At 63.8% G+C, this 24,208-nt stretch carries 19 protein-coding genes; 9 read left to right on the top strand and 10 right to left on the bottom strand.

The genetic code is table 11. From position 1 onward, the window contains the following. Positions 1–19 precede the first annotated feature (19 nt). The 3 genes from HS968_RS14730 (at position 20) to HS968_RS14720 (ending at position 2,079) form a co-directional block, all read left to right on the top strand. The gene (locus HS968_RS14730) at positions 20–610 is read left to right on the top strand and encodes a TetR/AcrR family transcriptional regulator (RefSeq protein ID WP_182366737.1); all 591 of its coding nucleotides are present in this window, start codon (positions 20–22) and stop codon (positions 608–610) included. Positions 611–619: 9 nt separating this feature from the next. Then, entirely contained in the window at positions 620–1,099 is a 480-nt protein-coding gene (locus HS968_RS14725) for a nuclear transport factor 2 family protein (RefSeq protein ID WP_182366735.1), read from the top strand. A 68-nt stretch (positions 1,100–1,167) separates the two neighbouring features. Further along, entirely contained in the window at positions 1,168–2,079 is a 912-nt protein-coding gene (locus HS968_RS14720) for a LysR family transcriptional regulator (protein WP_182366733.1), read from the top strand. A gap of 7 nt (positions 2,080–2,086) precedes the next feature. Here the strand turns inward: HS968_RS14720 and HS968_RS14715 are convergent, their stop codons facing one another. Continuing rightward, on the bottom strand, positions 2,087–2,365 hold the full coding sequence (locus HS968_RS14715; RefSeq protein ID WP_182366731.1) for a peptidylprolyl isomerase: 279 nt from the start codon (positions 2,363–2,365) through the stop codon (positions 2,087–2,089). Positions 2,366–2,582: 217 nt separating this feature from the next. Here HS968_RS14715 and HS968_RS14710 point away from each other — a divergent pair, with 217 nt between their 5' ends. Further along, complete coding sequence (locus HS968_RS14710) at positions 2,583–3,806, top strand: PilT/PilU family type 4a pilus ATPase (protein WP_170965117.1); 1,224 nt, start codon at positions 2,583–2,585, stop codon at positions 3,804–3,806. On the opposite strand, the gene HS968_RS14705 is transcribed toward HS968_RS14710, so the two are convergent. The 8 genes from HS968_RS14705 to HS968_RS14670 form a co-directional block, all read right to left on the bottom strand. Continuing rightward, complete coding sequence (locus HS968_RS14705) at positions 3,803–4,552, bottom strand: substrate-binding periplasmic protein (protein WP_182366729.1); 750 nt, start codon at positions 4,550–4,552, stop codon at positions 3,803–3,805. The two genes, HS968_RS14710 and HS968_RS14705, sit on opposite strands and share 4 nt — an antisense overlap. A 69-nt stretch (positions 4,553–4,621) precedes the next feature. Next, complete coding sequence (locus HS968_RS14700; protein WP_182366726.1) at positions 4,622–6,577, bottom strand: acetoacetate--CoA ligase; 1,956 nt, start codon at positions 6,575–6,577, stop codon at positions 4,622–4,624. Between the two features lie 213 nt (positions 6,578–6,790). Further along, positions 6,791–7,693 carry a hydroxymethylglutaryl-CoA lyase gene (locus HS968_RS14695; protein ID WP_182366724.1) on the bottom strand — a complete coding sequence of 301 codons (903 nt, stop codon included), beginning with the start codon at positions 7,691–7,693 and terminating at the stop codon, positions 6,791–6,793. A 166-nt stretch (positions 7,694–7,859) separates the two neighbouring features. Then, positions 7,860–9,800, bottom strand: coding sequence for an acetyl/propionyl/methylcrotonyl-CoA carboxylase subunit alpha (locus HS968_RS14690; protein WP_182366722.1), 1,941 nt, complete (start codon positions 9,798–9,800; stop codon positions 7,860–7,862). A gap of 2 nt (positions 9,801–9,802) precedes the next feature. After that, positions 9,803–10,597 carry a gamma-carboxygeranoyl-CoA hydratase gene (locus tag HS968_RS14685; protein WP_182366720.1) on the bottom strand — a complete coding sequence of 265 codons (795 nt, stop codon included), beginning with the start codon at positions 10,595–10,597 and terminating at the stop codon, positions 9,803–9,805. A 92-nt stretch (positions 10,598–10,689) separates the two neighbouring features. Further along, positions 10,690–12,297 carry a carboxyl transferase domain-containing protein gene (locus HS968_RS14680; RefSeq protein WP_182366718.1) on the bottom strand — a complete coding sequence of 536 codons (1,608 nt, stop codon included), beginning with the start codon at positions 12,295–12,297 and terminating at the stop codon, positions 10,690–10,692. A 101-nt stretch (positions 12,298–12,398) separates the two neighbouring features. Then, on the bottom strand, positions 12,399–13,562 hold the full coding sequence (locus tag HS968_RS14675; RefSeq protein WP_182366716.1) for an isovaleryl-CoA dehydrogenase: 1,164 nt from the start codon (positions 13,560–13,562) through the stop codon (positions 12,399–12,401). A 49-nt stretch (positions 13,563–13,611) separates the two neighbouring features. Next, positions 13,612–13,992: a MerR family transcriptional regulator gene (locus HS968_RS14670; protein ID WP_119691545.1), complete on the bottom strand. Its 381-nt coding sequence runs from the start codon at positions 13,990–13,992 to the stop codon at positions 13,612–13,614. A gap of 87 nt (positions 13,993–14,079) precedes the next feature. Between HS968_RS14670 and HS968_RS14665 the strand changes: the two genes are divergently transcribed. The 3 genes from HS968_RS14665 to HS968_RS14655 all read left to right on the top strand — a co-directional run bounded on the left by HS968_RS14665 (position 14,080) and on the right by HS968_RS14655 (position 17,438). Continuing rightward, positions 14,080–14,847 (top strand): 3-hydroxyacyl-CoA dehydrogenase, encoded by a 768-nt coding sequence (locus HS968_RS14665; protein ID WP_119691544.1) that lies wholly within the window; start codon positions 14,080–14,082, stop codon positions 14,845–14,847. Positions 14,848–15,017: 170 nt separating this feature from the next. Then, positions 15,018–16,208 (top strand): acetyl-CoA C-acyltransferase, encoded by a 1,191-nt coding sequence (locus tag HS968_RS14660; protein ID WP_182366714.1) that lies wholly within the window; start codon positions 15,018–15,020, stop codon positions 16,206–16,208. A gap of 102 nt (positions 16,209–16,310) precedes the next feature. Then, complete coding sequence (locus tag HS968_RS14655; RefSeq protein WP_179624779.1) at positions 16,311–17,438, top strand: acyl-CoA dehydrogenase family protein; 1,128 nt, start codon at positions 16,311–16,313, stop codon at positions 17,436–17,438. Between the two features lie 111 nt (positions 17,439–17,549). On the opposite strand, the gene HS968_RS14650 is transcribed toward HS968_RS14655, so the two are convergent. Continuing rightward, positions 17,550–19,655 (bottom strand): TonB-dependent receptor family protein, encoded by a 2,106-nt coding sequence (locus tag HS968_RS14650; RefSeq protein WP_182366712.1) that lies wholly within the window; start codon positions 19,653–19,655, stop codon positions 17,550–17,552. 566 nt (positions 19,656–20,221) lie between these two features. Here HS968_RS14650 and HS968_RS14645 point away from each other — a divergent pair. Both HS968_RS14645 and aldA read left to right on the top strand, forming a co-directional pair. Further along, entirely contained in the window at positions 20,222–22,390 is a 2,169-nt protein-coding gene (locus tag HS968_RS14645; RefSeq protein WP_182366710.1) for a PQQ-dependent dehydrogenase, methanol/ethanol family, read from the top strand. 207 nt (positions 22,391–22,597) lie between these two features. Further along, complete coding sequence (gene aldA / locus HS968_RS14640) at positions 22,598–24,031, top strand: aldehyde dehydrogenase (RefSeq protein ID WP_182366708.1); 1,434 nt, start codon at positions 22,598–22,600, stop codon at positions 24,029–24,031. The last annotated feature ends 177 nt before the right edge of the window (positions 24,032–24,208 follow it).

The following is a 24,208-nucleotide window of genomic DNA, read 5'->3' as shown; positions in this document are numbered from 1 at the left end:
ATTCTCAAGGGCGATGCTCATGTTCGACGATCAATCCACCGAACTCAGACTGCTGCAGGCCACCGAGGGCCTGGTGTACGCCGGAGGCATCAATGCCACCGGTATGGATGCCATCGTCAAGGCTTCGGGTGTGGCGCGAAAGAGCATCTACCGCCTCTATCCGACCAAGGAGGCATTGGTAGTGGCTGCGCTGCGTGCCCGCGATGAACGTTGGATGAACTGGTTTATCGACGGAACCGGCGAGGGCACGCCAGGCGAGCGCCTGCTGGCGGTGTTTCCACTGCTGCGCAGTTGGTTCGCTTCGCCTGATTTCCACGGCTGCGCCTTCATCAACGCGGCAGGCGAGATCGGCGATCCCAACAGCGAAATCCGCGCGGTCTCCCTGCTGCACAAGCAACGCTTGCTGGCCTATCTGCAGGAGCTGACCGCTGCCTGCGGCTTTGCCGAACCTGAAGAAATGGCCACGCAGTTTCTCCTGCTGATCGATGGCGCCACGGCCGTGGCCATGGTCACTGGCCAGGCCGAGGCGGCCGACAGCGCTGCCCGCACCGCACAACTGCTCCTGCAAACCCTGTCGCCCAATGATGGGCTCAATCCCCCGCAAGCCTGAGGTGTCATCATGTCGTCCAATCCTGAAGTTCGCCCACCACTGCCGCCGTTCACGCGTGAGAGTGCCATCGAGAAAGTCCGCCTGGCCGAAGATGGCTGGAATAGCCGTGATGCCGCCAAGGTCGCCCTGGCCTACAGCCTGGACACGCGCTGGCGCAATCGTGCCGAGTTCGCCAACGGCCGTGATCAGGCGCGTGGGTTCCTCGAGCGCAAATGGGCCAAGGAGCTGGAGTACCGCCTGATCAAGGAGCTCTGGGCGTTCACCGACAACCGCATTGCCGTGCGCTATGCCTACGAGTGGCGCGACGACTCCGGCAACTGGTTCCGCTCCTACGGCAACGAGAACTGGGAGTTCGGCGTCGATGGGCTGATGGTCAATCGCTACGCCTGCATCAACGACCTGCCCATCAAGGAGTCCGAGCGCAAGTTCCGCTGGCCGCTGGGACGCCGCCCTGACGATCATCCGGGGTTGTCCGACCTCGGGCTCTGATCCAGGCTATATGGGCACGGACGTAGCTGCTTTAATGCGCCAATCAATCTGTGCTCCGAGGCCTCTGGATGAATCGCAACGACCTGCGCCGCGTCGACCTGAACCTGCTGGTGATCTTCGAGACGCTGATGTTCGAGAAGAACCTGACCCGTGCGGCCGAGAAGCTGTTTCTCGGTCAGCCCGCGGTCAGTGCGGCGCTGGCTCGTTTGCGCGATCTGTTCGATGACCCGCTACTGGTGCGCAATGGCCGGACGTTCGAACCGACGGCGCGAGCGCTGGCGATTCTCAAAGAGCTGCAGCCGGCGATGGATACCATTTCCGGCGCTGTTAGCCGGGCGCGTGAGTTCAACCCGGCGACCAACCGCGATACTTTCCGCATCGGCCTCTCGGACGATGCCGAGTTTGGCCTGTTCCCGGCGCTGCTCAACCAGATTCGTGAAGAGGCACCGGAGGTGGTGATCGTCGTGCGGCGGGTGAATTTCCTGCTGATGTCGTCGATGCTGGCTTCGGGGGAAATTTCCGTCGGCGTTAGCTATACCACCGAGCTGCCGGCCAATGCCAAGCGCCGCAAGCTGCGCGAGATGAAGGTCAAGGTGCTGCGCGGCGACGACCGTCCCCGGCCGTTGACACTGGATGAGTACTGCTCGCGTCCCCATGCGCTGGTGTCGTTCTCGGGCGATCTGTGCGGCAACATCGACAACGACCTGGCGCGCCTGAACCGTTCGCGTCGCGTGGTGCTGGCTGTGCCGCAGTTCAGTGGCTTGCGCTCGATCATCGCCGGTACCGAAATGCTTGCCACGGTTCCGGATTTCGCGGCGGCAGCGTTGATCGAAGGCACCCGTCTGCGTGCGGACGACCCACCGTTCGAGTTGGTGAACTCGGATCTGTCGATGGTCTGGAGCGGGGTGACCGACAACGATCCTGCCGAGCGCTGGCTGAGAAGCAAGATCGTCGAGTTCATGGGCGAGCCTGGCGCCTGAACACGGCTCAGTCGCGGTAGAACACCTGGATCAGGTGATAGCCGAATTGGGTCTTCACCGGGCCGTGCACTTCACGCAGCGGCTTCTTGAAAATCACCTGATCGACTGCCCGCACCATCTGCCCGGGACGCACTTCGCCGAGGTCGCCGCCTTTCTTGCCGGACGGGCAGGTGGAGTGCTTGCGCGCCAGGACGTCGAAGGCCTCGCCAGCGGCAATACGCTTCTTCAGCGTGGCGGCTTCCGCTTCGGTCTTGACCAGGATGTGGCGGGCCATTGCCTTTGCCATTGATGGATTCCTCATTTTTGCTGGGGCGCTATTGTGCCAGCAATCTCTGCGCCAGCAGAATGGCGCCAAATTTACGGTTATGCATTGCCTGTCATGCCGGAAGAAACGCTCGGAGCGCCGCTCGGCATCGTCTGCGGTGATCCCTCGGAGCCGCTCGGGATGGCAGGCAACAGAACATGGCCTATGGTATTTCAATCGCGCCCACGGAAACGCCGTCATGGATCTCCACGCAATGCTGAAAGTGCTGTCCAGTCAGGACGGTTCCGACCTTTACCTGTCCACCGGGGCGCCGCCCTGTGCCAAGTTCAATGGCATGCTCAAGGCGCTCAGCCAGGAGCCCCTGAAGTCCGGTGAGGTGGCTGCCATCGCCGACTCGATCATGGATAGCGCGCAGCGTGAGGAGTTCGAGCGTGAGCTGGAAATGAACCTGGCGATTTCCCTGTCTGGTGTCGGGCGCTTTCGCATCAATATCTTCAAGCAGCGCAACGAGGTTTCCATCGTGGCGCGCAACATCAAGCTGGATATCCCGCGCTTCGAAGACCTCAAGCTGCCCGAGGTGCTGCTCAGCACGGTGATGGAAAAACGCGGCCTGGTGTTGTTCGTTGGCGGCACCGGTTCGGGCAAGTCGACCTCGCTGGCGGCGCTGATCGACTACCGTAACCGCAACAGCGGCGGCCATATCATCACCATCGAAGACCCGGTGGAGTACGTGCACCGGCACAAGAAGTCGATCATCAACCAGCGTGAGGTGGGCGTCGACACCCGCAGCTTCCATGCCGCGCTGAAGAACACCCTGCGCCAGGCGCCGGATGTGATCCTGATCGGCGAGATCCGTGACCGTGAAACCATGGAGCATGCCCTGGCTTTCGCCGACACCGGGCACCTGGCGATTTCCACCTTGCATGCCAACAACGCCAACCAGGCGCTGGATCGCATCATCAACTTCTTCCCCGAAGATCGCCGCCCGCAGTTGCTCAACGACCTGGGCAACAACCTCAAGGCCTTCGTCTCCCAGCGTCTGGTCAAGACCGTGGACGGCAAGCGCCGCGCCGCGGTGGAGGTACTGCTGGGGACGCCGACCATTCGTGACCTGATCAAGCGCAACGAGTTTTCCGAGATCAAGGAAATCATGGAAAAGTCGAAGAACCTCGGCATGCAGACTTTCGATCAGGCGTTGATCGATCTGGTACACGAAGGCGCTATCGACGAGGAGGAGGCAGTGAAGAACGCCGACTCGGCGAACAACGTGCGTCTGAAACTCAAGCTGCATCGCGACAATCCGGCCAATGCCAGGCCTGCGCCAGCGGCGCCTGCTGCGCCCGTCACGGCCCCGGCGGCAGCCCCGAAAGTCGCTGCTTCCGGTGATTGGGGGCTGGAGCTGAAGCTGGAGGATATCGAAGAGGAGCAGCCACCAGAGGATCCGGGGCGGCAGGGTATCTAGGGATCAGGCTGCAAGGGCATGTAGGCCTCGCGCAGGCGCTGGCTGATGCCTTCATGCTCCAGTTCGCCGATGGCGGTGCGTAGCGCTTCGACCAGTTGCGCATCGCAGTCCTTCGAGCAGGCGAGATAGAGGCCGGTGCTGGCGAGCGTCGGACTCTTGCGCAGGTTCTGCCGGCGATGCTCCGATCCTTCCCAGATGTACAGGGCCTCCGGTACGCCAGTGAACCAGGCGTCGATCCGCCCCAGGGTCAGTAGCCGAGCCGGGTTCTCGCCAAGTTTCAGCTGAACGATCTGGCTATCGTCGAAGCCTTCGCGCTGCAGGATGGCCACCTGCGCGGTGCCCATTCCCACGCCGATACGCTTATAGCGCTGGCGCGCTTCGGCGAAGCTGTTGACCGGCTCGTCCAGGGTGAAAAAGGCGCGTTCCAGCAGCATGATCGAGGCGATCCAGGTGTATTGGTCTTCACGCTCTGGTGTGCGTGAAAGCGGGATGATCAGCAGGTTCCTGCCATTGGTAACCCGAGCCTGGGCCCGTGGCCATGGCTCGGCGACGATCTGAGTGAGCCTGCCCAGACGCGCCAGCGCTGCCAGCACCACGTCACCGACCATGCCGTGGCCGCCCTCGTAATGATGCAGAGTCAGCGGCGGTGCGTCCGGCATGTAGAGCTTCAGTGGTTCCCTGGCTGAAGCGGCCCCCATGAACAGCAAGGCGAAAAGCAGGCAGACAAGTTTGAGCACGGCGAACATCCTGTTGCTCTGGTCGAAGCAGTATAGAGCCCGCATGGCTCAGGCGTTTATCAGGCAGTCGCTATCGGGCTATTGCTGCAGTTCCGGCAGGTTGCGATATAACTCCAGTGCCTGCGGGTTGGCCAGGGCGTCGGTGTTCTTCACCGGGCGACCATGGACGACATTGCGCACTGCCAGTTCGACGATCTTGCCGCTGATGGTGCGTGGGATATCGGCGACCTGAACGACTTTCGCCGGCACATGGCGCGGCGTGGTGTTGGCGCGGATCATCTGGCAGATTTCGCTGCGTAGCGCGTCGTCCAGCGTCACTCCCTCACGCAGGTGCACGAACAGCACCACGCGCACGTCGCCCTGCCAGTCCTGGCCGATGGCGATGGATTCCAGCACCTGCGGCACCTTTTCCACCTGGCGGTAGATTTCCGCGGTGCCGATGCGTACGCCTCCGGGGTTGAGCACGGCGTCGGAACGGCCGTGGATGATCAGGCCGCCATGCGCGGTTTCCTCGGCATAGTCACCATGGGCCCAAACGCCGGGGAAGGTGTCGAAATAAGCCGCACGGAATTTCTCGCCGTCCGCGTCGTTCCAGAAACCCACCGGCATGGAGGGGAAGTGGCGGGCGCAGACCAACTCACCCTTGTCGCCCGAGGCTGGCTGGCCGCTCTCGTTCCACACCTGCACGTCCATGCCCAGGCCCTTGCACTGCAGCTCACCGCGCCATACCGGCAGCGTCGGGTTGCCCAGGGCGAAGCAGGAGACGATGTCGGTGCCACCGGAGATCGATGACAGGCACAGGTCACGCTTCACGTCGCGGTAGACGTACTCGAAGCTCTCGTGGGCCAATGGCGAACCGGTGGAGAGGATGGCCTTCAGTGGCGTCAGCCTGTGGCTTTCGCGCGGTTTGACGCCGGCCTTCTCCAGTGCGGCGATGAACTTGGCGCTGGTGCCGAAGATGGAGATGTCCTCGGCGTCGATCAGGTCGATCAATCGTGCCGGCTCGGGGTGGAAGGGTGAGCCGTCGTACAGTACCAGGGTGGCGCCCAGGGCCAGGCCGGAGACCAGCCAGTTCCACATCATCCAGCCGCAGGTGGTGTAGTAGAACAGGGTGTCGCTGGCGCCCAGATCGGTGTGCAGGCCCAGTTCCTTGACGTGTTGCAGCAGGGTGCCGCCAACACCATGGACGATGCACTTGGGCACGCCGGTGGTGCCGCTGGAGTAGAGGATATACAGCGGCTGGTCGAAGGCTACCGGGGTGAACTGTGGCGCGCCGCCGGGCTGGTAGAAATCCTGCCAGAGGCTGGCTAGAGCAACTGACTTGTAGTCAGTAGGACTGGCCTCGTCGCGGGAGTAGGGCACGATCACCAACCGTTCCAGGCTGGGCAGTTGCGGGAGGATTTCGTTCAGCTTGTCGGTCAGGTCGATTCGCTTGCCGGCATAGCGATAACCAGCAGCGGCTATCAGCACCTTGGGTTCGATCTGGCCGAAGCGATCGATCACGCCCTGGGTGCCGAAGTCCGGCGAGCAGCTCGACCAGGTGGCGCCGAGGCTGGTGGTGGCGAGCATGCCGACCACGGTCTGCCAGGTGTTGGGCATGAACGCCGCGACGCGATCACCGATGCCCACACCTGCATCGCGCAAGGCACGTTGCAGGCCGGCGACATGGGCGGCCAGTTGCGCGTAGCTGAGTTGCTCGCGGCTACCATCCTCGCCGATGGCCACCAGCGCCGGGTGACCGTCACGGCGACGCAGCAGGTGTTCAGCAAAGTTCAGGCTGGCACCGGGAAACCACTGCGCATCCGGCATTGCCGAACCTTCGCGCAGGACGCGTTCGGCGGGGGTGTGGAAACGAATCTCGAAGAAATCGACGATGGCCTGCCAGAACGCTTCGCGCTGCCCGACGCTCCAGGCATGCAGCGCAGGGTAGTCGGCCAGTAGCAGGGCGTGGCGCTCATTGACGAAGCGGCGGAAGGCATCCATTCGGGTAGCGGCGATACGCTCGGCGGAAGGTGTCCACAGAGGTTGCGACATGCTGAATCCTCGTCGTTCTTGTTCGTATGCTTCAGCTTAGTGGTCGCGGGGTATCAGGCCTATAACCCAGGCGACCTTTGTTGCCATTGCGCCGACCTTTTCATGCGCTCGGGGCACGTTGCAAACAGTGATTCGATATAGAGCATCTACCTGCAGGAGCGAATTCATCCGTGATTTTCGCGGTTAAAGCCGCTCCTACATGCAGGTCGGCACTCAGCGATTCGCCAGCCGGGCACGCGCTACGCGCGAGCCATTGGCCTTGCCCAGCACCTCGCAGATGCGCGCGCCGGCGTCGATCAGCTTGTCCATATCCACGCCGGTCTCGATACCCAGGCCCTGCAGCAGGTAGAGCACGTCTTCGGTGGCGACGTTACCGGTGGCGCCCTTGGCGTAGGGGCAGCCGCCCAGGCCGGCGACCGAGCTGTCGAACACCGCGATGCCTTCGAGCAGACTGGCGTAGACGTTGGCCAGCGCCTGGCCGTAGGTATCATGGAAGTGCCCGGCGAGCAGGTGGCGTGGCACCTCGCGGCCGACCACGTTGATCAGGTGGCGGGTCTGCCCTGCGGTGCCGGTGCCGATGGTGTCACCCAGCGAAACCTCGTAGCAGCCCATGGCGTAAAGCTCGCGGGCGACGCTGGCGACCTGGGCGGCATCGACCTCGCCATCGTATGGGCAGCCGAGCACGCAGGACACATAACCGCGCACGCGCACGTTCGCCGCCTTGGCCGCCTCCATCAACGGCACGAAACGCTCCAGACTTTCGGCGATGGAGCAGTTGATATTCTTCTGCGAGAAGGCCTCGCTGGCGGCGGCGAAGACTGCGACTTCCTCGACCCTGGCTTCAAGCGCTGCCTCAAGGCCGCGCATATTGGGCGCCAGTGCGGCGTAGGTGACGCCAGGTTTGCGCTGAATGCCGGCGAACACCTCGGCGGAGCCAGCCATCTGCGGCACCCATTTGGGCGAGACGAAGCTGCCCACCTCCACGTAGCTCAGGCCGGCGGCGGTGAGGTCATCGGTAAGGCGCACCTTGTCGGCGACGCTGATCGGCTGTTTCTCGTTCTGCAGGCCGTCACGCGGGCCGACTTCGACCAGGCGTACGGAGTGGGGCAGGCTCATCGGGTTTCCTCGTATCTATCCGGTTTACCGTAGGGTGCGCCGTGCGCACCGCCAGAGGCAAGAATGGTTCAGCGCGGTAGGGCGTACTCGGCTTTGGTTTCCTGCGTCGCTGGAGTTTGCACTCGACATGAACCGGCGGGCTGCTCGCTTCGCTCGCGAGACCGCCCTACGTCCGCCCTTGTATCTCGAGCTCCACCAGGACGGTGCCTTCGCTGACCATTTCCCCTTCGTGGCAATACAGGGCCTTGACCGTGCCGGCCTCAGGCGCACGGATGCTGTGCTCCATCTTCATCGCCTCCAGTACCACAAGGGCCGCGCCGGCCTCGACCGCCTGACCGGGTTCGACCAGCACACGGACTATGCTGCCGTTCATGGGCGCACTGAGGCCGCCGTGCTGGGCATGGCTTGCTTCGGCGGCGGCGATGGGGTCGAAGCGGCTGACGGCGTACAGCTCGCCTTGCCATTGCAGATAGAGGGTTTCGCCTCTGCGAATGGCGCACAGGCGCTGGCGTGTACCGTCGATATCGGCCAGCAGCTCTTCGCCCTGCAAGCGGGCCAGGTTGCTCGCACGCACCTTGCGGCTTTCGCCCTGGCAGCTCAGGTGCAACTCGACCTCCGCCGCGCCACCGGCGCGCCAGCCACTGCGGGCCGCCCAGGGCGAATGCGGGTCGTCGTTGCGCTGCAGCGTTTCCTCGCTCTGCACCCAGGCGTCGGCCGCGAGTTGCCAGAATGCCTCCGGCAATTCACCGGGAGCAGGCAGCAACTGCTGCTGGTGGCGCGGGATGAAGCCTGTGTCCAGCTCGCAAGCGGCAAAGGCCGGATGGGCGAGGATGCGACGCAGGAAGGCCAGGTTGGTCTTCACGCCGCCGACCAGGGTGTCGCCAAGCATGGCCAGCAGGCGCAGGCGTGCCTGCTCGCGGTTCTCGCCCCAGGCGATCAGTTTGCCCAGCATCGGGTCGTAGAAGGGCGACACGCTGTCGCCCTCGGCCACGCCGCTGTCGATACGGCGGCCGTCGTCGCTTGCGGCTTCGCGGTACAGGGCCAGGGTGCCGGTGGCGGGGAGGAAGTCGTGATCCGGGTCTTCGGCATACAGCCGCACCTCGATGGCGTGGCCGTTCAGAGGAACCTGCTGCTGGCTGATCGGCAGCGCCTCGCCACGGGCGACGCGAATCTGCCAGGCCACCAGATCGAGCCCGGTGATGGCCTCGGTGACCGGGTGCTCGACCTGCAGGCGGGTGTTCATCTCCATGAAGAAGAAGTCGCCACGCTCGTCGAGCAGAAACTCCACGGTGCCGGCGCCGACGTAGCCAATGGCCTGTGCGGCCTTGACCGCCGCTTCGCCCATGGCGCGGCGTAGCTCGGGGCTCAGACCGGGCGCTGGCGCTTCCTCGACCACCTTCTGGTGGCGGCGCTGGATCGAGCAGTCGCGCTCGTTGAGGTACAGGCAGTTACCGCGTTGGTCGGCGAATACCTGAATCTCCACGTGGCGCGGCTTGAGCACGTACTTTTCCACCAACATGCGCGAGTCGCCGAAGGCCGATTGCGCTTCGCGCTGAGCGGATTCCAGGGTCTCGGCGAGTTGCGCTTCGGATTCGGCCACCTTCATGCCCTTGCCACCGCCGCCCGCAGCAGCCTTGAGCAGCACCGGATAGCCGATGCGTTCGGCGGCCTCGCGGAAGGTTTCATAATCCTGCGCTTCGCCGTGGTAACCGGGCACCAGCGGTACGCCGGCGGCTTCCATCAGCGACTTGGCCGCCGACTTGCTGCCCATGGCGTCGATGGCTGAGGCCGGTGGGCCGAGAAAGATCAGCCCGGCCTGCTCGATGGCGCGGGCGAAGCCGGCGTTCTCCGAGAGGAAGCCATAGCCAGGGTGAATGGCCTGCGCGCCGCTGGCCTTGGCGGCGGCGATTATCTTGTCGATCAGCAGGTAGCTTTCGCCAGGCTTGGCGCCGCCGAGGTTCACCGCGATGTCGGCTTCGCGCACATGCCGTGCATGGGCATCGATGGCGCTGTGCACGGCGACAGTGCGAATGCCCATGGCCTTGGCCGTGCGCATCACGCGGCAGGCGATTTCGCCGCGATTGGCGACCAGCAGGGTATCGATCATGGTCATTGCTCCTGCCAGGACGGTTGGCGTTTTTCCAGGAACGCACGCAGGCCTTCCTGGCCCTCTGGGCTGACGCGCAGACGAGCGATGGCATTTTCCGTGTAACGACGCAGGGCCGGGGTCAGCTCGCCGCTGCCGACTTCGCGCAGCAGATCCTTGCTGGCGCGCATGGCTTGCGGGCTGTTGTGCAGCAGGTTGGCCACCCAGGCTTCGACCTGGGCGTCCAGCTTATCGGCCGGGAAGCACTCGGCGAGCAGGCCCAGTTCGCGGGCGCGCTTGCCATCGAAGCGCTCGGCGGTCAGTGCGTAGCGTTTGGCCGCGCGCTCGCCGATGGCCTGCACGACGAAGGGGCTGATCACCGCCGGAGCCAGGCCGATGCGCACTTCGGATAGGGAAAACAGCGCGTCCTCGGCACCGATGGCCATGTCGCAGCAACTGGCCAGGCCCACTGCGCCGCCGAAGGCCGCGCCCTGGACGACGGCCAGGGTGGGGATCTTCAGGCCGTGCAGGTTGTACATCAGCTCGGCCAGTTCGCGGGCGTCATTCAAGTTGGCGTTGTAGTCGAGGGTGGCGGCGTGCTGCATCCAGGCCAGGTCGGCGCCAGCGGAGAAGTGCTTGCCACGGCCGCGCAGCAGGAGAAAGCGCAGGCTCTTGTCTTCACCGACAGCGTCTAGGGCGAGGATCAGCTCGCGGATCATCTCGGCGTTGAACGCGTTGTTCTTCTCCGCGCGGTTCAGCCACAAGGTGGCGAAGCTGCGCGGGTCTTTCTCAAGCTGTACGGTGGTGAAGTTGGTCATGGTGTCAGGCTCGAAATATGTGCTGGCTCTGTGGGAGGGGCTTTAGCCGCGAGCTTTGCTGTGGCTGTCGCGGCTAAAGCCCCTCCCACGGATTACATACGGAACACGCCGAAACGGGTCGGCTCGATGGGGGCGTTGAGGCTGGCGGACAGGGCCAGGGCCAACACCTCGCGGGTCTGCGCCGGGTCGATCACGCCGTCGTCCCACAGACGGGCGCTGGAATAGAAGGCGTGCGCCTGCTGCTCGTACTGCTCGACGATGGGCTGCTTGAGGCGTTGCTCCTCGTCGTCGCTGAACGGCTGGCCGGCGCGTGCGGCCTGTTCGCGCTTGACCTGCACCAGCACGCCGGCAGCCTGCTGCGCGCCCATCACGCCGATGCGCGCGTTGGGCCACATCCACAGAAAGCGCGGGTCGTAGGCGCGGCCGCACATGCCGTAGTTGCCGGCGCCGAAGCTGCCGCCGATGATCACGGTGAACTTGGGTACCTGGGCGCAGGCCACGGCGGTGACCAGCTTGGCGCCGTGCTTGGCGATGCCGCCTTCCTCGTACTTCTTGCCCACCATGAAACCGGTGATGTTCTGCAAAAACAGCAGCGGAATGCCGCGCTGGCAGGCCAACTCGACGAAGTGCGCACCTTTCTGTGCGGCTTCGGCGAACAGAATGCCGTTGTTCGCCAGGATCGCCACCGGGTAGCCATTGATGCGGGCGAAACCGCAGACCAGAGTGGTGCCGAACAGCGCCTTGAATTCATCCAGTTGCGAGTCGTCGACGATCCGCGCGATCACCTCGCGCACATCGAAGGGCTGTTTGGCGTCAGCCGGGATCACCCCGTACAGCTCCTCGGCGGCGTAGCGCGGGGCGATGGGCGCGCGGCTGTCGAGCTGGCCGAGCTTGCGCCAGTTGAGGTTGGCGATGCAGCGCCGGGCCAGGGCCAGGGCGTGTTCGTCGTCCTCGGCGTAGTGGTCGGCCACGCCGCTGGTCTTGCAGTGCACGTCGGCGCCACCCAGTTCTTCGGCGGTCACCACTTCGCCGGTGGCGGCCTTCACCAGCGGCGGGCCGGCGAGGAAGATGGTGGCCTGTTCGCGCACCATGATGGTCTCGTCGCTCATCGCCGGCACGTAGGCGCCGCCAGCGGTGCAGGAGCCCATGACCACGGCGATCTGCGGAATACCCAGCGCGCTCATATTGGCCTGGTTGAAGAAGATCCGGCCGAAGTGTTCGCGATCCGGGAACACCTCGTCCTGGCGCGGCAGGTTGGCACCGCCGGAGTCCACCAGGTAGATGCACGGCAGGCGATTCTCGCGGGCGATGGTCTGGGCGCGCAGGTGCTTCTTCACCGTCAGCGGGTAGTAGCTGCCGCCCTTCACCGTGGCGTCGTTGGCCACGATCATGCACTCGACGCCTTCGACGCGACCGATACCGGCGATCACCCCGGCGGCGGGCACATCCTCGCCGTAGACCTCATGGGCGGCGAGCTGGCCAATCTCGAGGAAGGGCGAGCCGGAATCCAGCAGGCGGTTGATGCGTTCACGCGGTAGCAACTTGCCGCGCGAGGTGTGGCGCTCCTGCGCCTTGGCGCCGCCGCCTTCGTGGACGCGGGCGAGCAGGGCGCGCAGTTCGTCCACCTGGGTGAGCATGGCCGCCTGGTTGGCGGCGAACTCCGGCGAGCGGGTGTTGATCTGGGTGTGCAGGATGGCCATCTGGGGCGCTCCGTTTTTGGCTACCGTCTGTAGGGTGCGCCGTGCGCACCAAGTCGTTGTAGGTGGTGCGCGCGGCGCACCCTACGGGTCAGCGGCCGTTGTTATTTCGTTTCGTTGAACAGCTCGCGGCCGATCAGCATGCGGCGGATTTCGCTGGTGCCGGCGCCGATCTCGTAGAGCTTGGCGTCACGCAGCAGGCGCCCGGCCGGGTATTCATTTGTGTAGCCGTTGCCACCGAGCAACTGGATGGTATCCAGCGCCATCTTGGTGGCCATCTCGGCGGTATAGAGGATCACTGCAGCGGCGTCCTTGCGTGACTCCTCGCCGCGATCACAGGCCTTGGCAACGTTGTACAGGTAGGACTTGGAGGCGTTCATGCCGGCGTACATGTCGGCCAGCTTGCCTTGCACCAGTTGGAATTCGCCGATGGACTGCTTGAACTGCTGGCGCTCGTGCACGTAAGGCAGCACCACGTCCATGCAGGCGCTCATGATCCCAGTGGGGCCGCCGGAGAGCACGGTGCGCTCGTAGTCCAGGCCGCTCATCAGCACGCGCACGCCACCACCCTCGACGCCCAGGATGTTCTCTTCCGGTACTTCGCAGTCCTCGAACAGCAGTTCGCAGGTGTTGGAGCCGCGCATGCCCAGCTTGTCCAGCTTCTGGTGGCGAGAGAAACCCTTGAAGTCGCGCTCGACGATAAAGGCAGTCATGCCGCGCGAGCCGGCGTTGATATCGGTCTTGGCGTAGATCACGTAGGTGTGGGCGTCAGGGCCGTTGGTGATCCACATCTTGTTGCCGTTGAGCACGTAGTGGTCGCCGCGTTTTTCCGCGCGCAGCTTCATCGACACCACGTCGGAGCCGGCATTGGGCTCGCTCATGGCCAGGGCGCCGATATGCTCGCCGGAGCACAGCTTGGGCAGGTATTTCTGCTTCTGCGCTTCGCTGCCGTTCTTGTGGATCTGGTTGACGCACAGGTTCGAATGCGCGCCGTAGGACAGCCCCACCGAGGCCGAGGCGCGGCTGATTTCCTCCATGGCCAGCACATGCGCCAGGTAACCCATGTCGGTGCCGCCGTATTCCTCCTTGACCGTCATGCCGAGCAGGCCCATGTCGCCGAACTTGCGCCACATGTCCATGGGGAACTCGTTGTCACGGTCGATCTGCGCGGCGCGCGGCGCCAGCTCGTTCTGGGCGAACTGGTGCACCGAGTCGCGCAGCATGTCGAGGGTTTCGCCGAGGCCGAAGTTGAGAGTGGGGTAGCTCATGGGTTCACCTGCTGTTGTTCTTGTTGTGGGGCGGTGCGCATGGCGCACCCTACGCTTGAGTTTCGGCCAAGGCGGCGAGGCAACGCTCCTCGGCGGTATCCAGTTCCAGCTGCATCTGCTGGATATCCAGCAACTGCTGTTCAAGCTGCAGGCGGCGTTCGGCGATCTTGCCCATGAAGGTCTCCAGCTGCTTGCGGCTGCCGGTTTCCGGGTCGTAAAGCTCGATCAGCTCGCGGCATTCGGCCAGCGAAAAACCGATGCGCTTGCCACGCAGGATGAGTTTCAGCGTCACCTTGTCCTTGGCACTGTAGACGCGCTCCTGGCCGCGCCGCTCGGGGGCGAGCATGCCTTGCTCCTCGTAGAAGCGGATGGCACGCGTGGTGATGTCCAGTTCGCGGGCCAGGTCGGAGATGGAGTAGGTGGTTGCCATGGTCATTGCTCGTTTACCTTTACGTTAACGTAAACCTGTGCAAATCTGCCTGTCAATCTCACCGCACAACAATCACAGAGGTTGAGCATGCGTATCGACGAATCGGTATTCCTGATCAGTGGCGGCGCCTCCGGCCTGGGCTTGGCCACTGCCCGTGAGCTGGTCGGGCAGGGCGGCAAGGTGCTGCTGCTGGATATCAACGTGCAAGCGGGCCAGCAGGCCCTCGCCGAGCTGGGTGATGCTGCGCGCTTCGTGCGCGCCGATATCACTCGCGAAGAGGATGGCCACGCCGCCGTGGCTCAGGCGTTGGCGGCTTTCGGCGCCCTGCATGGGCTGGTCAACTGCGCCGGTATCGCGCCGGCCGAGAAAGTGCTGGGGCGGGGTGGCGCGCATGGGCTGGACAGCTTCCGGCGTACCGTCGAGGTCAATCTGATCGGCAGCTTCAACCTGCTGCGCCTGGCCGCCGAGGCCATGGCGCAGAACACACCGAACGCTGGCGGTGAGCGCGGGGTCATTATCAATACCGCCTCGGTAGCGGCGTTCGACGGACAGATGGGCCAGGCCGCCTATGCCGCGTCCAAGGGCGGTGTCGCCGCGTTGACGCTGCCGGCCGCGCGTGATCTGGCGCGTTCGGGTATCCGCGTCATGTGCATCGCCCCCGGCGTGTTCGAGACGCCGATGATGGCCGGCATGCCGCAGGAGGTACGTGACTCGCTGGCGGCCAATGTGCCGTTTCCGCCGCGCCTGGGCCGACCCGACGAATACGCCGCGCTGGTGCGGCATATCGTCGAGAACGCGATGCTCAATGGCGAAGTGATTCGCCTCGATGGTGCGCTGCGCATGGCGGCGAAGTAGCCAGGGCAACCAGATGTTTTTTGTAGGAGCGGTTGGGCTGCATTCCGCTTCAGCCGCGAGTCGTCTTGTCATGATCGCGGCTGAAGCCGCTCCTACGCTCAGATACACCGGTACACGCAGAGCAACTTTCCCGGATTGCATCCGGGCCACGCGATTCGAAGGTGAACCTCATGAAACAACAACTCGATCCCGTCGTCATCGTCAGTGCCGTACGTACACCCATGGGCGGCTTTCTCGGTGATCTGGCCGGCCTTACGGCGGCCGAACTGGGTGCTGCAGCCATCCGTGCGAGTCTGGAGCGTGCCGGCCTCGCCGCCGAGTCGGTGGACAGTGTGCTGATGGGCTGCGTGCTGCAGGCCGGCCAGGGCCAGGCACCGGCGCGCCAGGCGGCGTTGGGCGCCGGGCTGAGCCAGGCGGTGCAGTGCACCACGCTGAACAAGATGTGCGGCTCCGGCATGCAGGCGCTGATGCTCGGCCATGACCAGTTGCTCGCCGGCAGCGCCGATGTGTTGGTGGCTGGCGGCATGGAAAGCATGTCCAACGCGCCCTATCTGCTGGGGCGTGCCCGCAGCGGTTATCGCATGGGCCATGGCCAGGTGCTCGACCATATGTTCCTCGATGGTCTGGAGGACGCCTACGAGCGTGGTCGGTTGATGGGCACCTTCGCCGAGGACTGCGCGCAGCAGTATCGCTTCAGTCGCGAGGAGCAAGACGCCTACGCGCTGGAGTCGCTGCGTCGCGCCCAGCAGGCGATCACGGAAGGCCGCTTCGCCAGCGAGATCGTTAGCGTGGAGGCGCCACAGGGGCGCGAGCGGCGTCAGGTCGACACCGATGAGCAGCCGCCCAAGGCTCGCCCAGACAAGATTCCCGGCCTGAAACCGGCATTTCGCGAGGGCGGTACGGTCACGGCGGCCAATGCCAGTTCCATTTCCGATGGTGCCGCCGCGCTGTTGTTGATGCGTTTGTCCGAGGCTCAGGATCGCGGCCTGGCGCCGCTGGCGCGTATCGTCGGGCATGCCGGCCACGCCCAGGCGCCGAACCTGTTCACCACCGCTCCGGTAGCAGCAATCCAGCGCTTGTTGACGCGCATCGAATGGGCGCTGGAGACGGTCGATCTGTTCGAGATCAACGAGGCCTTCGCCGTGGTGCCGATGGTGGCCATGCGTGAATTGGGCATCGATCACGCCAAGCTCAACGTACACGGTGGCGCCTGCGCTCTTGGCCATCCCATCGGTGCGTCCGGCGCACGCATCCTGGTGACGCTACTGGCAGCGCTGCAGCAGCGCGGGCTCAAGCGTGGCGTGGCGTCCGTGTGCATTGGTGGCGGTGAGGCTACCGCCGTGGCCATCGAGTTGTACTGACTACCTACCTACACACTTGACCTGTGAGAGGGGCTTCAGCCGCGACTGTCGCCGCTAAAGCGCCTCCCACGGATTGATCAAATCGCATCACCGGAGCCAGCCATGCTGCCCAACGAAGAAGAAATCCTCATCCGTGACATGGCCCGCCAGTTTGCCCAGGAACGGCTGAAGCCCTTCGCCGCGGATTGGGATCGCGAGCATCGTTTCCCGGCCGAAGCCATTGCCGAGATGGGGCAACTGGGTTTCATGGGTATGCTGGTGCCGCAGCAGTGGGGCGGCGCCGAGACCGGTCATCTGGCCTACGCCATGGCGCTGGAGGAAGTGGCAGCTGGCGATGGCGCCTGTTCTACCATCATGAGCGTGCACAACTCGGTGGGCTGCATGCCGATCCTCAAATACGGCAGTGAGGAGCAGAAACAGCGCTTTCTTCGCCCACTGGCCGAGGGCAGCATGCTCGGCGCCTTCGCCCTGACCGAGCCGCAGGCCGGCTCCGATGCCAGCGACCTGCGTACCCGCGCGCGGCGCGATGGCGATCACTATGTGCTCAACGGTGCCAAGCAGTTCATCACCTCCGGCAATCATGCCGGGATGGTGATCGTGTTCGCTGTCACTGATCCGCAAGCGGGCAAGAAGGGCATCAGCGCCTTTATCGTGCCGACCGACACGGCGGGGTTCTCGGTAGTGCGCGTGGAGGACAAGCTCGGCCAGCATGCCTCCGACACTTGCCAGATCCAGCTCGACGAGGTGCGCATCCCGGCCAGCCTGCGCCTGGGCGAGGAGGGCGAGGGTTATCGCATCGCCCTGGCCAACCTTGAAGGTGGGCGCATTGGCATCGCCGCGCAATCGGTGGGCATGGCGCGTGCCGCGTTCGAGGCGGCGCGTGATTACGCCCATGAGCGCGTGACCTTCGGCAAGCCGATCATCGAGCACCAGGCGGTGGCTTTTCGCCTGGCGGACATGGCCACGCAGATCGCCGTGGCGCGGCAGATGGTGCACCACGCTGCCAGCCTGCGTGAGGCCGGCCAGGCGTGCCTGACCGAGGCGTCGATGGCCAAGCTGTTCGCTTCGGAGATGGCCGAGCGCGTGTGCTCGGCAGCGATCCAGACCCTGGGTGGCTACGGCTACCTCAAGGACTTCCCGGTCGAGCGCATCTACCGCGACGTGCGCGTCTGCCAGATCTATGAAGGCACCAGCGACGTGCAGCGGATGGTGATTGCCCGCGGTTTGTAACTGTAGGGTGCGCCGTGCGCACCGAGGCTGGCGCCGTTATTGAGGGTAGTCAGCCCTCTCCCCCAGCCCCTCTCCCACAAGTGGAAGAGGGGAGCTCGTTCGTTGTCAGCTTTAATCGAACTGATACTGCACACCCGCGCCGACGTACCAGGCGCGTTCCGGGCCAGGCTCGTAATAGCGGCCGTTGCCATCGCCGACGATCACCGAACCGATGTATTCGCGATCGAACAGGTTGTCGATGCGCAGCACCTGGTTGAAGGTCAGCGCACCGACTTTCTGCTCGAAGCGCGCCTGCCAGTTGAACAGCGCATAGCTGGGCGCCGCCTTGGCGGTGTTGCTGTCCTCGACGTACAGCTTGCTGCGGTACATGCCCTCGACGGCGGTACTGAACCAGTCCACCGGCTGCCAGGCGAGTTCGCCATACAGGCTACGAGTGGGGATACCCGGTAGATGATTGCCCGACTCGATCAAACGGCCGTTGCTGGTGAAGTCCTTGCTGTAGGTGGCATCGATATGGGTGTAGGCGAGGTTGGCGCGCAGGGTTTCGCTCAGGCGGCTTTCCAGGGAAAGCTCAAGGCCGCGACGGCGGGTTTGGGCGGCGTTCTGGAAGCTGTTGCGTCCGCCTTGTGCTGAAGCAACGACCAGCTCGTCGTCGGTGTCGATATGGAACAGCGCCACTTGTAGATTGGTAGCCTCAGCTACACGGGTCTTGAGACCAATCTCGAACTGTTCGCTGGTGGCCGGTTTCAGGTCGAAGCCGAAGCTGTTGTATTGCCCCGAGTAGGACAGCTCGTTCAGTGTAGGTGTCTCCACGCCCTTGCCCCAACTGGCATAGATATTCAGGTCTGGCAGCAGGGCATAGCTGGCGCCCAGGGTCGGCGTCAGCTTGTGGTAGGTCACCGAGCCGCTGTCGTCGCAATTTTCAGTTTGCGGATTTTGGCAGGCAATGGAGAGGATAAAGTTGTCATCTACATCAAATTGGACATGGTTGTAGCGTAGGCCTGCCTGCAGGTCGAGCTTGCCCAACTGCCAGGCAGCCTGCAGATAAGGTGACAGACTGGTCACCTCATTACGCTCGTCTCGGCGTAGATCGCCCTTTACACCGAGTGTGTCGCCGACGAAGTTCTCGTAACCATGACGGTCGTCACGTGAATAGTCGTAGTCCAGACCGGCAGTAATCGTCAGCAGGCTACTGCCCAGATCGAACGGCTGAATCCAGCGGTTACCGAGGCCGTGGAAGCGGCGCTCGAAGTCAATCACGCCGCCGGAGTGCTTATCGCTATTCTCTTGTACCGCCTTTGGAATCGACTGGTACTGAATCACCCGGCGGGTTCCGCTATACAGCGTGCTCTGCCAGGTGCCTGCGGCGAAGCTGCGCTCGTAGTTGAGGCCGAATTGACGGTGATCTACCGTCTTGCGTGTGTTGAACAGCAGTGCATTGGGGGCGGCTGCGCGACGGTCGGTTTTTACCTCCCGCCACTGTAGCCCCTGCGGATCCTGCGTGTCGTTCTGATCCAGCTCGCTGAAGCTCAGGCTGAGCTTGTTGACATCGTCCGGGTACAGGGTCAGCTTGGCGAAGGTTTTGTCGAGGATGGCGCCGCTGTGGTCGCGATAACCATCGGTCTCGAAGTGCGAACGGTTGATGATGAAGCCGGCCTTGTCGTTACCACCTTCGGCGGCGACGCGGGTGCGACTGGTACCGTAGGCGGCCTGGGACGTATCGACCGATACCTTGGGTGCGCCTTCGCCATCGCGCGAGAACAACTGGATCACCCCGCCGGAGTTGCTGCCGTAGACACTGGCGAATGGGCCGCGCAGGACTTCGATGCGTTCCAGAGTGTCGAGGTCGAAGGTCGCCGCCTGGCCCTGGCCATCGGGGTTGGACAACGGTACGCCATCGGCCAGCAGCTTGATGCCGCGAATCCCGAAGGCCGAGCGAGCGCCGAAGCCGCGAGAGGATACCTGCAGATCCTGCGCATAGTTCTGCCGGTTCTGCACCACCAGCCCCGGCACGCTGCCGAGTGCTTCGGACAGGTTGACGCCCGGTTTGCCCAGCGTCGCCTGTTCGGCATCGATACGGTTGACGGAGAAGGGCAGTTGCCAGCCGCTGGCTTCATATCGGCTGCCGGTGATCACCAGTTCGTCGATCTGGTAAGGCGTCTGTTCGGCCAGTGTCAGGCCCGGCAGCAGGGCGATGCAGGTCAGCTTGAAACGCATGGAACCAATCCTTTTCAGCTTCTTCTTGTTGGTTGCGGCCGCAAGAATGGCCGCTTGCTGGCGCGCGAATACTCGCCAGACTCACTCATATCCATAGGTCGTGCCAGGTTTGCTTGAAACTTGCGGGGCAATAAGCGCAGTACCGAAAGTCGTGCGGTAAATATTGCCAGACGGCCATGCTTATAAGGTTTCCTGCGCCTTGTACTTTGGGGCCGGTTCTTGGGTCGCCGGCCTTTGCCCGTGCCCTCCTGAGGGGTTCGAGCCCTCTGTCTTGCGGCTCGCAGGTTAGCAGGCAAGCGCTGTGCGGCTATTGCGCAAACGGATGAATTTATTTGCAGACTGTTGCGCAAAGTGTGCGAAGAAGTTGTAGCGCCACTGCAACAGTTGTTTCGGAAAACGCTACAGGTGTTGCATTGCATCCGCACGCTGGATTAACCGGTTAATAACGACAAGGCCCGCAAGTTCAGGGCTCTGGCTGTTCTCGTTATCACTGGCACAGGCGTTGCTCCAGCAGTTGTAAGCCGCGACATCAAGTTCGCGGTCACAACAAGAACTGGAGAAAAACCATGAGTTCGATTGGCCTGAACATGCCTATCGCCCGCTCGACTCTCGACTGGCAACCCACCCTGCGTCTTCCCCGTACCGCTTTGCTCGCCGCGCTACTGCTGGCCGGTGCTGCTCAGGCTGCGGATGTCGATGGCAAGCGCATCATCGCCGCCGACCAGGAACCCGGTAACTGGATGAGCCACGGGCGTACCTATGACGAACAGCGCTACAGCCCGCTGGAGCAGATCACCCAGCAGAACGTCGATCAGCTCGGCCTGGCCTGGAGCTACAAGCTGGACATCGACCGCGGCGTGGAAGCCACGCCCATCGTCGTCGATGGTGTGATGTACACCACCGGGCCGTTCTCGGTGGTCTACGCGCTGGATGCGCGCAACGGCAAGCTGCTGTGGAAATACGACCCGAAATCCGATCGCAACCGAGCTGGTGAGGCCTGCTGCGATGCGGTCAACCGTGGCGTGGCGGTGTGGAAGGGCAAGGTCTACGTCGGTGTGCTCGACGGCCGCCTGGAGGCCATCGATGCCAAGACCGGTCAACTTGCCTGGTCGGTCGACACCCGTGCCGATCACAAGCGCAGCTACACCATCACTGGCGCGCCGCGCGTGGTAAACGGCAAGGTCATCATCGGCAACGGCGGCGCCGAGTTCGGTGTGCGCGGTTACGTCACCGCCTATGATGCCGAGAGTGGCAAGCAGGCCTGGCGCTTCTACACCGTGCCGGGTGATCCCAAACTGCCGCCGGAAGACAAGGCCATGGAGATCGCCGCCAAGACCTGGCATGGCGATGCCTTCGCCGAGCAGGGCGGTGGCGGTACCGCGTGGGACTCCTTCGCCTTCGACCCGGAGCTGAACCTGCTCTATATCGGTGTCGGCAACGGCTCGCTGTGGGATCCGAAATGGCGCAGCCAGGCCAAGGGTGACAACCTGTTCCTGTCGTCCATCGTCGCCATCGATGCCGACACCGGCGAGTACGCCTGGCACTACCAGACCACACCGGGCGACGCCTGGGACTTCACCGCCACCCAGCACATGATCCTTGCCGAGCTGGAAATCGACGGCAAGCAGCGCAAGGTGCTGATGCAGGCACCGAAGAACGGCTTCTTCTACGTCATCGACCGTGCTACCGGCGAGCTGCTGTCGGCCGAGAACATCGTGCCGGTGAACTGGGCCAAGGGCATCGACATGAAAACCGGCCGGCCCATCGTCGACGACGAAGCCGCCGCCTACTGGAAGGATGGCAAGCGCAAGCTGGTCACCCCGGCGTTCTGGGGGGCGCATGACTGGCACCCGATGTCGTTCAACCCCAAGACCGGTCTGGTCTACATTCCGGCGCACATCATGTCCGCCTACTACGAGCACATTCCGGAGGCGCCGGCGCGCAACCCGTTCAAGAGCATGTACCAGCTCGGCCTGCGCACCGGCATGATGCCGGAAGGCCCGGACGGCCTGCTGGAGATGGCCAAGACCTGGTCCGGCAAGCTGATTGCCTGGGATCCGGTAAAGCAGAAGGCTGCCTGGGAAGTGCCCTACATCACCATCTTCAACGGCGGCACGCTGAGCACCGCCGGCAACCTGGTGTTCGAGGGCAGCGCCGATGGCAGAGTGATCGCCTACGCCGCCGAGGATGGCAAGAAGCTCTGGGAACAACCCGCTGCCAGTGGCGTGATGGCCGCGCCGATCACCTACTCGGTGGACGGTGAGCAGTACGTGACCTTCATGGCTGGTTGGGGCGGTGCGTTCTCCACCTTCGCTGGCGCTCTGTCGTTGCGTGCCGGCGTACAGCCTTACGCTCAGGTGCTGACCTACAAACTCGGCGGCACCGCCAAGCTGCAGGAGCCGGCACCGCTGGCCGACGCACCGAAGCCTCCGGCGCTGACCGGCGATGCCGCCACCGTAGAGGCCGGCGGCAAGCTGTACGACAGCTACTGCTCGCAGTGCCACGGCATTCATGCCGTCAGTGGTGGCGTGCTGCCTGACCTGCGCAAGATGGCGCCGGAGAAGCACCAGATGTTCCTCGGCATCCTCTATGGCGGCCGCGTGCCGGACGGCATGCCGTCGTTCGCCGAGGCCTTCGATGCCAAGCAGGTCGATCAGATTCATCAGTACCTGATCAAGCGCGCCCACGACCTTCAGGAAGAAGGCGACGCCTGGAAGAAATTCAGCGCCAACTGACCCATACGGGGCGCTTCTAAAAACGTAGGCGAGGCAGCCAGCGCAAGGCAAAAACAGGCGAAAAAGCGGAGTTTACGAGCTGTAAATGAGCATTTTGAGCCTGTTTTAAACGCAGCGATGGCAACGCAGGTAGTTTTTAGAGGTGCCCCGCGGGCGTGTGCCGATCCGGCGTGCGCCCGTCCGCCCACTCCCATAGCGAGAGCGACCATGAGCGACACCATTTATCAGAACTACATCGACAACGCCTTCGTCGGCAGCGACAAGCTGATCGAAGTGCGCAACCCAGCTACCGCCGAACTTCTGGCGCGGATTCCCGAGGCCAGCAACGAGCAGGTCGACCGCGCCATCGCCGCCGCGCGCAAGGCGCAGAAAGGCTGGGCTGCCAAACCGGCCATCGAGCGCGCCGGCTACCTACGGCGCATCGCCGAGAAGGTGCGGGCCAACGCGCCACGTCTGGCGCAGATCATCACCCGCGAAGGCGGCAAGGTGCCGGCGCTGGCCGAGGTGGAAGTCAACTTCACCGCCGATTACCTCGACTACATGGCCGAGTGGGCGCGCCGCCTGGAAGGTGAAGTGCTGACCAGCGACCGTGCCGGCGAACACATCTTCCTGCTGCGCAAGCCGCTGGGCGTGGTGGCCGGCATCCTGCCGTGGAACTTCCCGTTCTTCCTCATCGCCCGCAAGATGGCGCCGGCGCTGCTGACCGGCAACACCATCGTCATCAAGCCCAGCGAAGAAACCCCGATCAACTGCTTCGAATTCGCCAAGCTGGTGGCCGAAGTCGGCCTGCCGACTGGTGTGTTCAACGTCGTTGGCGGCACGGGTGCAGGTGCGGGTAGCGCGCTGACCAGCCATGCCGGCGTCGACCTGATCAGCTTCACCGGCAGCGTAGGTACCGGCTCGCGGATCATGGCCGTAGCCGCGCCGCACATCACCAAGCTCAACCTGGAGCTGGGCGGCAAGGCGCCGGCCATCGTCCTGGCCGATGCCGATCTGGATCTGGCGGTGAACGCTATCAAGGCCTCGCGGGTGATCAACACCGGGCAAGTGTGCAACTGCGCCGAGCGTGTCTACGTCGAGCGCAAGGTGGCGGATCAGTTCATCGAAAAGATTGCCTCGGCGATGGCGGCGACCCGTTACGGTGATCCGTCCGCACAGGCTGATCTGGACATGGGCCCGCTGATCAACCAGGCCGGGCTGGACAAGGTCGCGCAGATGGTGCGCACAGCGGTCGGGCAGGGCGCACAAGTGATCACCGGCGGCAATGTTGCCGACCTGGGCCAGGGCTTCCATTACCAACCGACCGTGCTGGCTGGTTGCGGCACTGACATGGAGATCATGCGCAAGGAAATCTTCGGCCCGGTGTTGCCGATCCAGATCGTCGACGACCTCGACGAGGCCATCGCCCGCGCCAACGACAGCGAATACGGCCTGACCTCATCGATCTATACCCGCAACCTCAGCGCCGCGCTCAAGGCCAGTCGTGAGCTGGACTTCGGCGAGACCTACATCAACCGTGAGAACTTCGAGGCGATGCAGGGCTTCCATGCTGGTACGCGCAAATCGGGCATCGGCGGTGCGGATGGCAAGCATGGGCTGTACGAGTACACCCACACCCATGTGATCTACGCGCAGGAATAACCAGCGACGCTTGAGCGGGCCGGTGCTGTGGCGTCGGCCCGCTCTTTTTTGTTTGTACGACTGGGATGTGGGCTGAAGCCCACCCTACGATCTGGCACTGTGGGGGCGTAGGGTGGGCCGGGCGGCGTTCCGCTTTAGCCCACCAGTAGAACTGGCACTGAGGGGCGTAGTGCGTAG

This window comes from Pseudomonas berkeleyensis (assembly GCF_014109765.1).
Classification (GTDB): Bacteria; Pseudomonadota; Gammaproteobacteria; order Pseudomonadales; family Pseudomonadaceae; genus Aquipseudomonas; species Aquipseudomonas berkeleyensis.
Note: the sequence above shows the minus strand (reverse complement) of the source record. Positions and strands in the feature narration are given on the sequence as shown.

What these genes read in the sequence shown, in the direction of transcription:
- HS968_RS14730 (WP_182366737.1), top strand. Translation starts at nt 20, where the DNA reads ATGTTCGACGATCAATCCACCGAACTCAGACTGCTGCAGGCCACCGAG.
- HS968_RS14725 (WP_182366735.1), top strand. Translation starts at nt 620, where the DNA reads ATGTCGTCCAATCCTGAAGTTCGCCCACCACTGCCGCCGTTCACGCGT.
- HS968_RS14720 (WP_182366733.1), top strand. Translation starts at nt 1,168, where the DNA reads ATGAATCGCAACGACCTGCGCCGCGTCGACCTGAACCTGCTGGTGATC.
- HS968_RS14715 (WP_182366731.1), bottom strand. Translation starts at nt 2,365, where the DNA reads ATGGCAAAGGCAATGGCCCGCCACATCCTGGTCAAGACCGAAGCGGAA.
- HS968_RS14710 (WP_170965117.1), top strand. Translation starts at nt 2,583, where the DNA reads ATGGATCTCCACGCAATGCTGAAAGTGCTGTCCAGTCAGGACGGTTCC.
- HS968_RS14705 (WP_182366729.1), bottom strand. Translation starts at nt 4,552, where the DNA reads ATGTTCGCCGTGCTCAAACTTGTCTGCCTGCTTTTCGCCTTGCTGTTC.
- HS968_RS14700 (WP_182366726.1), bottom strand. Translation starts at nt 6,577, where the DNA reads ATGTCGCAACCTCTGTGGACACCTTCCGCCGAGCGTATCGCCGCTACC.
- HS968_RS14695 (WP_182366724.1), bottom strand. Translation starts at nt 7,693, where the DNA reads ATGAGCCTGCCCCACTCCGTACGCCTGGTCGAAGTCGGCCCGCGTGAC.
- HS968_RS14690 (WP_182366722.1), bottom strand. Translation starts at nt 9,800, where the DNA reads ATGATCGATACCCTGCTGGTCGCCAATCGCGGCGAAATCGCCTGCCGC.
- HS968_RS14685 (WP_182366720.1), bottom strand. Translation starts at nt 10,597, where the DNA reads ATGACCAACTTCACCACCGTACAGCTTGAGAAAGACCCGCGCAGCTTC.
- HS968_RS14680 (WP_182366718.1), bottom strand. Translation starts at nt 12,297, where the DNA reads ATGGCCATCCTGCACACCCAGATCAACACCCGCTCGCCGGAGTTCGCC.
- HS968_RS14675 (WP_182366716.1), bottom strand. Translation starts at nt 13,562, where the DNA reads ATGAGCTACCCCACTCTCAACTTCGGCCTCGGCGAAACCCTCGACATG.
- HS968_RS14670 (WP_119691545.1), bottom strand. Translation starts at nt 13,992, where the DNA reads ATGGCAACCACCTACTCCATCTCCGACCTGGCCCGCGAACTGGACATC.
- HS968_RS14665 (WP_119691544.1), top strand. Translation starts at nt 14,080, where the DNA reads ATGCGTATCGACGAATCGGTATTCCTGATCAGTGGCGGCGCCTCCGGC.
- HS968_RS14660 (WP_182366714.1), top strand. Translation starts at nt 15,018, where the DNA reads ATGAAACAACAACTCGATCCCGTCGTCATCGTCAGTGCCGTACGTACA.
- HS968_RS14655 (WP_179624779.1), top strand. Translation starts at nt 16,311, where the DNA reads ATGCTGCCCAACGAAGAAGAAATCCTCATCCGTGACATGGCCCGCCAG.
- HS968_RS14650 (WP_182366712.1), bottom strand. Translation starts at nt 19,655, where the DNA reads ATGCGTTTCAAGCTGACCTGCATCGCCCTGCTGCCGGGCCTGACACTG.
- HS968_RS14645 (WP_182366710.1), top strand. Translation starts at nt 20,222, where the DNA reads ATGAGTTCGATTGGCCTGAACATGCCTATCGCCCGCTCGACTCTCGAC.
- aldA (WP_182366708.1), top strand. Translation starts at nt 22,598, where the DNA reads ATGAGCGACACCATTTATCAGAACTACATCGACAACGCCTTCGTCGGC.